We start from the raw sequence: 9,533 nt of genomic DNA on the forward strand, positions 1-9,533 counted from the left end.
GCCGCCTCAGCGGCCGCTGGGCGGGCCCTGGACCGGCGGCCCGGCGGGCGGCGGAGGCGCCAGCGGCACCCCGGCCGGCGGCGGCGGCACGTCGGGGCGAGGTGCCAGCGGCGCCCCGGCCGGCGGTGGCGGCACGTCGTCGCGAGGCGCGGTGGCGGGCGGCGGTGGGCTCGTGGGAGCACCGGCGGAAGGCGGGGCCTGGACGGGAGGTCCAGCCGGCGGTGCCTGCACCGGCACACCCGTCGGAGGCGCCTGCACCGGCACACCTGTCGCAGGCGCCTGCACCGGCACACCCGTCGGAGGCGCCTGCCCGGGCGCACCCGTCGGCGCCGCGTTGACCGGGCCGCCCGTGGGCGGCGGGGCCCCGTCGACCCCAGGCTGCGGGGCGGCCGGGCCGATGAGACCCACCCGGCGCATCCACTCCTCGGGGGACTCGCGGTGGCGGGCGGCGCGGGAGCGCTCGGAGGCCTCACTGAGGATGGCGAGCGCCGTCATCTGCTCGAGGTGGTGCGCGGTGGTCGCGACCGAGCCGCCCACGGTGGCGGCGACGACGTTGGCGATCCCGACGCGTCGCTCCAGCGGCCCCTGGCTCAGGGCCAGGGACTGGGTGCGCTCGTGCGGCACGATCGCCAGCGCGCGGTTGAAGCGGCCGGTGCGCATGAGAACGGCGCTCTCGGTGAGCTGGATGCCGTTGCGCCGCCACGAGAGCGGGTCGAGCCAGCGGGCGCCGCGGGGGCTCGTGGCGAAGCCGGCGGCGTCACCGGAGCCCTCGAGCGCGGCGTCGATGACGGCCTGCGGGTTCGGGACGCCGAGGTCGGGCAGGACGAGCCACAGGGCGGTCAGTGCGTCGCCACGGGAGCCGACGGGCAGCAGCACCGTGCCCGTCGTCGACTCCATCTGGTTCTCCAGACCCCCGTAGCCCGCGACGTTCACCTCCACGCGCCACCAGCCCCGGCTGCGCCACAGGAGCGGCTGCTTGAGCCCGACCGTGTGGATGCGGCCCGGGGGCACCGTCTGCGTGCGCGTCTCGAGCAGGCCGTAGCGCAGGCGGATGCCGTCGGCGGAGATCGCGGCGCGGAAGTTGAAGCCGCCGGTGAACCGGCCCCACAGGTAGGTGCCCCAGCCGATGAAGCCCGGCAGCGCACCGGCGAGAGGCGCGAAGCTCTCGGCGGCGATCGCCGCGACGAGCAGGCCGATGAGGACGAGGACGAGCGCGATCATCGAGCCCGACAGCGCGAGCGAGCCGACGAGCCGGCCGGTGGGGACCGTGAGCAGCTCGCGCTCGACATCGGGCCGGGGAGGGGTGACGCCGGGTGCGGCCACGGGGGCCGCCTCACCGCTCGACGGAGGTGCCGGCGTCGTCGTCGTGCCGCGGTCCGCGGCACGGTCCAGGACCTCCCGACGCAGCCGCTGGGCCTCGTCCTCCTTGAGGAAGGCGAGGACGACCGACGAGCCGGTGCCGCCCGCCGTCTCGATCTTCAGCTGGGCCAGGCCGAAGAGGCGCGCGAGGAGCGGCTGGACGACGTCCACCGCCTGGATGCGGTTGAGGCGGGCGTGCCGCTGCTGGCGGAAGAGGATGCCGCTGTGGAGGAAGACGGCGTCGCGCCCGACGGCGTAGCGCATCATCCGCCACGACAGCACCGAGTACACGGTGAGGACGAGGAGGAGCAGGAAGACGGCGCCGCCGCCGATGAGGAGGACGAGCGTCCAGTTGACGGTGTCGCGGTCCTCCCACACCTCGGCGAGGAGCTGGGTGTTCTGCCAGACCAGCACCGCGAAGAGCGCGACGATGACCTTCCACGCGTTGAGGACGGGCGTGACCTTGTGGACGCGCCGCCAGTCGACGTGCTCCTCGGGAGCCGGCTGCTGCTCGGTGCTCACAGGCCGGCCAGCCTCGACTCGCCGCGCTCGCTGAGGCGGTCACGCAGCCGGGACGCCTCCTCCGGCGGCAGGCCGGGGATCGAGGCGTCGGTCTGCGCGGAGGCCGTGTGGAGCTGGACCTTGGCGACGTTCGCCCAGCGGTCCATCGGGCCGGCCTGGACGTCGACGTACTGCATGCGGCCGTAGGGCACGACGGTGAGCTGGCGGAAGAGGATGCCCTTGCGGATGAGGAGGTCCTCCTCGCGCTCGGCGTAGCCGATCGAGCGCACCTGGCGCGGGACGAGCCAGCCCAGCCACACGACGAGCAGGACGAGCACGCCGATCGGGATGGACCACCACCAGCCGGGGAAGAGGACGGCGAGGACGATGAGCGCGACGAGCGGCAGCCCCAGCCACACCGCCACCGAGATGAGCCGCACCTTGGTGAGGCCGGCGGAGACGGGTGTGAAGGTGAGGCCCTCGGGTGCGAACGGGTTGCGCGTCGCTCCTTGCCGGCCTGGCATGTCGCTCATGGGTGGTCCTCTCGTCGGTCAGCACCGAGAGCCTCCCACACCCCCGCCCACCCCTCGCATATGGGTGAATATCGCGGGCAGTGCTCCCCAGGAGCAGTAGGACTCCCACATATGCCGGGTTGGCGGGTGGGGAGGTCGGGCCCCGGAGAGCACGGTGCTCCACAGGGCACGGGTGGGGCGGCACGGGCCACCGTCTCGCGTTGTGGCCCGGACTGAAGGTCGACGTCGGCGCGAGAGTGCTGCCATGTCCATCGACCCCGTCCCTGCTTCCTTCGCCCGGGCCGCGGAGAAGGACTGCGTCACGCCGCTCCTCACCCGTGACGCCGCCGCTCATGGACTCAACCCGTCCCTGCTCCGACGCAAGGCCTATCGCCGCGTGTTCCACGGCGTCCACCTCCCCGTCGACGCTGCCGACGACACGTGGACGCGGGCCCACGCCGCTCTGGCACTCACGGGGCAGGGAGCCGTGGCCAGCTTCACGACGGCGGCGCGGCTGTGGGGTGCCGCCGTCCCCGAGGACGCCGACATCCACGTCAGCGTGGCCACCGCCGCTGAGCGTCACGCGGTGGACGGCATCATCTTCCACGTCGACCAGGGCCTGGTCCCCGAGCACCACGTCCGCGGCGTCCGGGTGACCTCGCCGGAGCACACGTTCATCGACCTGGCACGACGGCTGAGCCTCGTGGACCTCGTCGTCGTCGGGGACGGCCTGGTGAGGAACGGCCACACGACGCCCGAGAAGCTGCGAGCTGCCTGCCTCGCGAGCAGGCGCAAGGGAAGCGTGGCGGCCAGGCGTGCCAGCGTGTACGTCCGGGCCGGCGTCGAGTCCCCGATGGAGACACGCCTGCGCATGCTCGTGGTCCTCGCCGGTCTGCCCGAGCCCGAGCTGCAGATTGAGATCCGGCTCGAGGACGGCACCGTCGTCTACCGCCTGGACATGGGCTACGTCGCGGCGCTCCTCGGCTTCGAGTACGACGGGCGACACCACGCCGAGGACCCGGAGCAGTGGGACCACGACGTCTCCCGGCGCGAGTACCTCGACTCCATCGGCTGGCGCATCATCGTCATCAGGGCGGCGGACATCTACCAGCACCCCGACCAGACCCTCGCCCGGATCGTGACCGCCATGAAGGCAGCGGGCGCCCCCGTCCCGGCTCTGTCGACCACCTGGGCTCGCCACTTCCCCGGCCGGTCCTCCTAACCCCTTCGCATATGCGCGAAAAACGCACGCTGCGCGCCAGAATGGCAGCAATTTTCGCGCATATGCGCTTAGCGGGTCAGGCGGGTTCGGGGTCGTCCTCCGGGGGGAGACGGCACCACTGCTCGACCACCAGGGCCACCACGAGGAGCACGAGGGCGGCCACGCCCGCGGCGCCGGACCAGACGGCGTGGTCCCGCAGCGCGGGGGCGGAGATGTTGGTCCAGGCGACGGCCACCTGGGCGGCGAAGTAGCCGGTGAAGGCGGCACCGCACAGCGAGCAGGCCTTGGCGAACATCGCCACGCGCGCCGCGCGCAGGTGGTCCATACGGGTGGTGCGCCCCTCGGTGAGGCGGCGCACCGAGCGGCCCAGGAGGAGGAGGACGACGGCGACGACGGCGAGCACCAGCCACGTCTGCGCCGACACCGGCACGACGGTCCCGCTGCGCGTCTCGAGCACGGTGAGCCCGAGATAGGAGAGCGCGCCCGCGACGACGCCCGTCCCCAGCAGCGTCTGCCAGCTCGTCCTTCGCATCAGGCCTCCCACCAGTCCTCGGCCACCCAGTCGACAGCCCCGAGGCCGGCGGCGAGCTCGGCCACCGGACCGTGCCCGGGCAGCACGGCCTCCGGCTGCACCCGCGCCCACGGCGCGAGCACGAAGGCGCGCTCGTGGGCGCGCGGGTGCGGGAGGGTGAGGTCGGCATCCTGCCAGGTGAGCGCGCCGGCCGCGACGAGGTCAAGGTCCAGCGGCCGCGCGCCCCAGCGCTCCCCCCGCACCCGCCCGTGGCCCAGCTCCAGCCCCTGGCACAGCGCGAGCAGCTCGCGCGGCGGCAGGTCGGTGCGCAGGACGGCGACGGCGTTGAGGTAGTCCGGCTGCGGGCCCGCACCGGGCAGGGTGAGGGCCTGCGAGCGCAGCAGCGGGGAGACCCCGGCGACCGTCACCCGCGGGTGCTGCGCGAGCTGGGTGAGCGCCGCGGCCAGCGTGGCCCGCACGTCCCCGAGGTTCCCGCCGAGGGCGACGACGACGTCACGCGCGCCGCCGTCGTCGTCCGCCCGGCGGTGAACGTGCACGGTGACGTCGGCGAAGGGCACCGGGACCGGTGCCTGCGGCTTGTGGACGGTGACGTCGACGGCGAGCACCCTCGGGTGGGCGAGCACGCGCTCGGCGATGGTCGCCGCGACCGTCTCGACGAGGTCGACGGGCGGCCCGGCGAGCACGTCGACGACCTCGCGCGCGACCTCGGCGTAGTTGACCGTGCGGGTGAGGTCGTCACCGGCGGCGGCCGCGCGGGTGTCGAGGTGGAGGACGACGTCCGCGCTGAACTCCTGGCCCAGCTCCCGCTCGGCGGCGAGGACGCCGTGCCGGCCCCGGGCCCGCAGCCCCGTCAGCGTGATCCGGTCGGTCATGACGCCCCCCTCGCGGCCGCGAGCGCGTCGCCGACCCGCACGGCGTCGCGGCTGCCGGGCACGTCGTGGACGCGCACGCCCCACACGCCGGCTGCGGCCGCGAGCGCGGAGACGGCCGCCGTCGCCGCGTCCCGGGCGAGGGGCGGCGCGGGCGTGCCGTCGTCCCCCGCGAGCAGGGTGCCGAGGAAGCGCTTGCGGGAGGCGCCGACGAGCACGGGGTACCCGAGCGCCTGGAGCCGGTCGAGGTGGGCGAGGAGCTGCCAGTTGTGCCCGGCGTCCTTGGCGAAGCCCAGCCCGGGGTCCAGGACGAGCAGCTCCGGGTCCAGGCCCGCCCCGAGCGCCACCTCCACCCGCGCCGCGAGCTCGGTGCAGACCTCGCTGACGACCGCGTCGTAGACGGCGCGCTCGTTCATCGTCGCGGGGTCCCCGCGCCAGTGGCCGAGCACGTACCAGGCGCCGTGGCGGGCGGTGACGGCGAGGATGTCGGGGTCGGCGAGCCCGCCGGAGACGTCGTTGACGACGACGGCGCCCGCCCGCAGGCAGGCCTCGGCCGTCTCGGCGTGGACGGTGTCGACGCTGACGACGGCGCCCTGGGCGGCGAGCTCGGTGACGACGGGCAGGACGCGGTCGATCTCGGCGGCCGGTGGTACCCGCTCCGAGCCCGGCCGGGTGGACTCCCCGCCGACGTCGAGGAGGTCGGCGCCCTGGGCGAGGAGCTCGCGGGCGTGGCGGAGGGCGGCGTCCGGGCGGTCCCAGCGTCCGCCGTCGGAGAAGGAGTCGGGCGTGACGTTGACGACGCCCATGACGAGCGTCCGGCCGACCCCCGCGAGGTCGGCGGCACGTGCTCGAGAGCTGCCCACCGGCCCAGGATAGGGGGCGGCCACGTCAGCGGTGGGGCGCGATGAGGCTCATCGCCTCCGCGCGCGTGGCGGCCTGACGCATCTGGCCACGGACGGCGGAGGTGATCGTCCGGGCGCCGGGCTTGCGGACCCCGCGCATCGACATGCACAGGTGCTCGCACTCGATGACGACGATGACGCCCTGCGGGTCCAGGTGCGTGACGAGAGCGTCGGCGATCTGCGAGGTGAGCCGCTCCTGCACCTGCGGGCGGCGGGCGAAGGTCTCCACGAGCCGGGCGATCTTGCTCAGCCCGGTGACGCGGCCCTGGTGCCCGGGGATGTAGCCGACGTGCGCGACGCCGTGGAAGGGCAGCAGGTGGTGCTCGCAGGTGGAGTACACCTCGATGTCCCGCACGAGGATCATCTCCTCGTGGCCGAGGTCGAAGGTCGTCGCGAGGACCTCGGCCGGGTCGGTCCGCATCCCGGCGAAGATCTCCTGCAGGGCGCGCGAGACCCGGGCGGGGGTGTCGCGCAGGCCCTCGCGGTCCGGGTCCTCCCCGACGGCGACGAGCAGGTCACGCACCGCCGCCCGGACGCCCTCGGCGTCGTAGGGGCGGAGGGTCCCGGCGTCGTCCGGGAGGGCCGCCGGGTCCTGCTCGTCGGCCATCACAGGCCCTCGGCCGGGCCGCCGACCTGCCCCGACGGCGGGACCTCGCCCAACCCGGGGCCCTCGCCGCCGGCCGCGGCCGCCTCGTCCTGCGGGAGCATGCCGTCGTCACCGGTGCGCTGCTCGGCGGGCGTGCGGACCGGGGGACGGTCGGACACGGTCCGGGTGACCGAGGAGAGCCACACCGGCCGGGGCTGGCGCTTGACGATGGGCGCGAAGATCGCGGCGAGCTCCTTCTCGTTGAGGGTCTCGTGCTCGAGGAGCTCCAGGACGAGGTGGTCCAGGACGTCGCGGTACTCGTGGAGGATCTCCCAGGCCTCGTCGTGTGCGGAGTCGATGAGGCGGCGGACCTCCTCGTCGACGATCCGGGCGATGTCCTCGGAGTAGTCGCGCTGGTGGCCCATGTCGCGGCCGAGGAACGGCTCCCCGGTGTCGGTGCCGAGCTTGACCGCGCCGATCCGGTCGCTCATCCCGTACTGGGTGACCATCTTGCGGGCCAGGCCGGTGGCCTTCTCAATGTCGTTGGAGGCACCGGTGGTGGGGTCGTGGAAGACGATCTCCTCGGCCACGCGCCCGCCCATCGCGTAGACGAGCTGGTCGAGCAGCTCGTTGCGGGTGGTCGAGTACTTGTCCTCGCTCGGCATGACCATGGTGTAGCCCAGGGCGCGGCCGCGGGGAAGGATCGTCACCTTGGTCACCGGGTCGGTGTACCGGAGGACCGCCGCCGTGAGGGCGTGGCCGCCCTCGTGGTAGGCGGTGATCTTCTTCTCCTTCTCGTTCATCAGCCGGGTGCGCTTCTGCGGCCCGGCGATGACACGGTCGATCGCCTCGTCCAGCGCGCGGTCGTCGACGAGGTCGGCGCCGGAGCGCGCGGTGAGGAGGGCCGCCTCGTTGAGGACGTTGGCCAGGTCCGCGCCGGTGAAGCCGGGGGTGCGCTTGGCGACCATCTGGAGGTCGATCTCCGGGACCATCGGCTTGCCGCGGGCGTGGACCCGCAGGATCGCGGTGCGGCCCTGGAGGTCGGGGGCCTCGACGGTGATCTGGCGGTCGAAGCGTCCCGGCCGCAGGAGCGCGGGGTCGAGGATGTCGGGCCGGTTGGTGGCGGCGATGAGGATGACGTTCGTCGTCGCGTCGAAGCCGTCCATCTCGACGAGGAGCTGGTTGAGCGTCTGCTCGCGCTCGTCGTGCCCGCCACCCATGCCCGCGCCGCGGTGGCGTCCGACGGCGTCGATCTCGTCGACGAAGATGATGGCCGGGGAGTTCGTCTTGGCCTGCTCGAAGAGGTCGCGCACCCGCGAGGCGCCGACGCCGACGAACATCTCGACGAAGTCCGAGCCGGAGATCGAGTAGAAGGGCACCCCGGCCTCGCCGGCGACGGCGCGGGCGAGGAGCGTCTTGCCGGTCCCGGGCGGGCCGTACAGGAGGACGCCCTTGGGGATCTTGGCCCCCACGGCCTGGAACTTCGTCGGGTCCTCGAGGAACTCGCGGATCTCCTCGAGCTCCTCGACGGCCTCGTCCGCGCCGGCGACGTCGGCGAAGGTGACCTGCGGGTTCTCCTTGTTGACCATCTTGGCCTTGGACTTGCCGAACTTCATCATCCCGCCGCCGCCCTGCATGCGGGACAGCAGGAACCAGAAGACGCCGAGGAGGATGAGCATCGGAAGCAGGAGGCTGAGGGCGGAGGACCAGAACGAGGGGCGCGGTACCTCGGAGTTGAAGCCCTTGGCGGGGTCGGCCGCGGCGATCGCCTCCATGACGGTCTCGCCCTGGGGGGTCGCGTAGTAGAAGGCGACGAGGTCGCCCTTGTCCTCGAAGTCCTCGCTGAGGACGAGCTCGACGCGCTGGGTGGTGTCGGTGACCTCCGCCTGCTCGACGGTGTCACCGGCGAGCAGCTCCAGGCCGTCGGAGGTGTCGATCTCCTCGGGGCTCTCCCCGGTGAGCATCGAGGCGCCGAGGTAGGCGAGGACGAGGACGAGGACGACCCACACGATGGGGCCGCGGAGCAGCTTCTTGGCGTTCATCGGTGGCGGCGCGACGGCCGGGTCCCTCCTGCTCGATCGATCATCGTTTGACGTTACACGTACAGTCCGCGCAGGCGGGCGCGTGTTCGCCCAGGGCAGGACGGCCTCCCGGCCGGTGCCGGGACGCCACGCACGAGGCGCTCAGCCGTTGTAGACGTGGGGGGCCAGCGTGCCGACGAACGGCAGGTGGCGGTACTTCTCGGCGAAGTCCAGGCCGTAGCCGATGACGAACTCCGGCGGGATGTCGAAGCCGACGTACCGGACGTCGACCTCGACCTTGGCGGCCTCCGGCTTGCGCAGCAGGGTGGCGATCTCCACGGACGCGGGGCCGCGGCTGCGGAGGTTCGACACGAGCCAGGACAGCGTGAGCCCGGAGTCGATGATGTCCTCGACGATGAGCACGTGGCGCCCGTGCAGGTCGGTGTCGAGGTCCTTGAGGATGCGCACCACGCCGGAGGACTTGGTGCCCGACCCGTAGGACGACACCGCCATCCAGTCCATCTCGATGCTGGTGTGCAGGCGGCGGGAGAGGTCGGCCATGACCATGACGGCTCCGCGCAGCACCCCGACGAGCAGGAGGTCCTTGCCAGCGTAGTCGGCGTCGATCTCGGCCGCCATCTCGTCGAGCCGGGCCTCGATCTGCTCCTTGGACAGCAGGACCTTCTCGAGGTCGTCTCCCATGTCGCTGGCGTCCACGCGCACTCCCTCACTCACCTGCGCCGCGCTGGCCGCGGCGGCCGAAGGTCAGCCTGCCACACCGACGCCCGGCCGTGACAGCGCCGGGCAGCGACAGCGGCCCCTGGCCCCGGTAGTCCGTGACCAGCGCCTCGAGGGCCGCGACGTGCGCCGCGGTGAGCGCACCGGGCGGGCACCCGGCCGCCGTGGCGGCCAGGTGGAGCACCCGCCCCCGCAGCGCGGGGTGCGCACCGGCGAGGACGGCGGCGTCCTGACCCCCCTCCCCGCGCACGTGCATCCGGTCCGTGGTCTCGGCCGAACCACCTTCCCCCC

10 protein-coding genes are annotated in these 9,533 nt (G+C 73.5%); 1 reads left to right on the forward strand and 9 read right to left on the reverse strand.

Annotated features, from left to right (window positions below; genetic code table 11):
- Positions 1–6 precede the first annotated feature (6 nt).
- Both ACWPXV_RS15720 and ACWPXV_RS15725 read right to left on the reverse strand, forming a co-directional pair.
- On the reverse strand, positions 7–1,881 hold the full coding sequence (locus ACWPXV_RS15720) for a PH domain-containing protein (protein WP_454086098.1): 1,875 nt from the start codon (positions 1,879–1,881) through the stop codon (positions 7–9).
- On the reverse strand, positions 1,878–2,393 hold the full coding sequence (locus ACWPXV_RS15725; RefSeq protein ID WP_454086099.1) for a PH domain-containing protein: 516 nt from the start codon (positions 2,391–2,393) through the stop codon (positions 1,878–1,880). The genes ACWPXV_RS15720 and ACWPXV_RS15725 overlap by 4 nt, the downstream gene beginning before the upstream one ends.
- Before the next feature lie 244 nt (positions 2,394–2,637).
- On the opposite strand from ACWPXV_RS15725, the gene ACWPXV_RS15730 reads away from it, so the two are divergent.
- Complete coding sequence (locus ACWPXV_RS15730) at positions 2,638–3,594, forward strand: DUF559 domain-containing protein (RefSeq protein WP_454086100.1); 957 nt, start codon at positions 2,638–2,640, stop codon at positions 3,592–3,594.
- A 76-nt stretch (positions 3,595–3,670) separates the two neighbouring features.
- Here the strand turns inward: ACWPXV_RS15730 and ACWPXV_RS15735 are convergent, their stop codons facing one another.
- The 7 genes from ACWPXV_RS15735 to ACWPXV_RS15765 form a co-directional block, all read right to left on the reverse strand.
- Positions 3,671–4,126: a DUF3180 domain-containing protein gene (locus ACWPXV_RS15735; protein ID WP_454086101.1), complete on the reverse strand. Its 456-nt coding sequence runs from the start codon at positions 4,124–4,126 to the stop codon at positions 3,671–3,673.
- A complete protein-coding gene (gene folK / locus ACWPXV_RS15740) occupies positions 4,126–4,998 on the reverse strand; it encodes a 2-amino-4-hydroxy-6-hydroxymethyldihydropteridine diphosphokinase (protein ID WP_454086102.1) in 873 nt (290 codons plus the stop codon). The genes ACWPXV_RS15735 and folK overlap by 1 nt, the downstream gene beginning before the upstream one ends.
- Positions 4,995–5,858 (reverse strand): dihydropteroate synthase, encoded by an 864-nt coding sequence (gene folP, locus ACWPXV_RS15745; protein ID WP_454086103.1) that lies wholly within the window; start codon positions 5,856–5,858, stop codon positions 4,995–4,997. Before folP ends, folK begins: the two co-directional genes overlap by 4 nt.
- Before the next feature lie 25 nt (positions 5,859–5,883).
- Positions 5,884–6,504, reverse strand: coding sequence for a GTP cyclohydrolase I FolE (gene folE / locus ACWPXV_RS15750; protein WP_454086104.1), 621 nt, complete (start codon positions 6,502–6,504; stop codon positions 5,884–5,886).
- Positions 6,504–8,525 carry an ATP-dependent zinc metalloprotease FtsH gene (gene ftsH / locus ACWPXV_RS15755; RefSeq protein ID WP_454086105.1) on the reverse strand — a complete coding sequence of 674 codons (2,022 nt, stop codon included), beginning with the start codon at positions 8,523–8,525 and terminating at the stop codon, positions 6,504–6,506. Before ftsH ends, folE begins: the two co-directional genes overlap by 1 nt.
- A gap of 141 nt (positions 8,526–8,666) precedes the next feature.
- Positions 8,667–9,221: a hypoxanthine phosphoribosyltransferase gene (gene hpt / locus ACWPXV_RS15760; protein ID WP_181424598.1), complete on the reverse strand. Its 555-nt coding sequence runs from the start codon at positions 9,219–9,221 to the stop codon at positions 8,667–8,669.
- A 10-nt stretch (positions 9,222–9,231) separates the two neighbouring features.
- Positions 9,232–9,533: TilS substrate-binding domain-containing protein (locus ACWPXV_RS15765; RefSeq protein WP_454086106.1), on the reverse strand; the 302-nt coding region annotated here is incomplete at its 5' end.

The sequence above is a fragment of the Georgenia sp. Marseille-Q6866 genome (genome assembly GCF_965111665.1).

What these genes read in the sequence shown, in the direction of transcription:
- ACWPXV_RS15735 (WP_454086101.1), bottom strand. Translation starts at nt 4,126, where the DNA reads ATGCGAAGGACGAGCTGGCAGACGCTGCTGGGGACGGGCGTCGTCGCG.
- ACWPXV_RS15730 (WP_454086100.1), top strand. Translation starts at nt 2,638, where the DNA reads ATGTCCATCGACCCCGTCCCTGCTTCCTTCGCCCGGGCCGCGGAGAAG.
- folK (WP_454086102.1), bottom strand. Translation starts at nt 4,998, where the DNA reads ATGACCGACCGGATCACGCTGACGGGGCTGCGGGCCCGGGGCCGGCAC.
- folE (WP_454086104.1), bottom strand. Translation starts at nt 6,504, where the DNA reads ATGGCCGACGAGCAGGACCCGGCGGCCCTCCCGGACGACGCCGGGACC.
- ftsH (WP_454086105.1), bottom strand. Translation starts at nt 8,525, where the DNA reads ATGAACGCCAAGAAGCTGCTCCGCGGCCCCATCGTGTGGGTCGTCCTC.
- ACWPXV_RS15725 (WP_454086099.1), bottom strand. Translation starts at nt 2,393, where the DNA reads ATGAGCGACATGCCAGGCCGGCAAGGAGCGACGCGCAACCCGTTCGCA.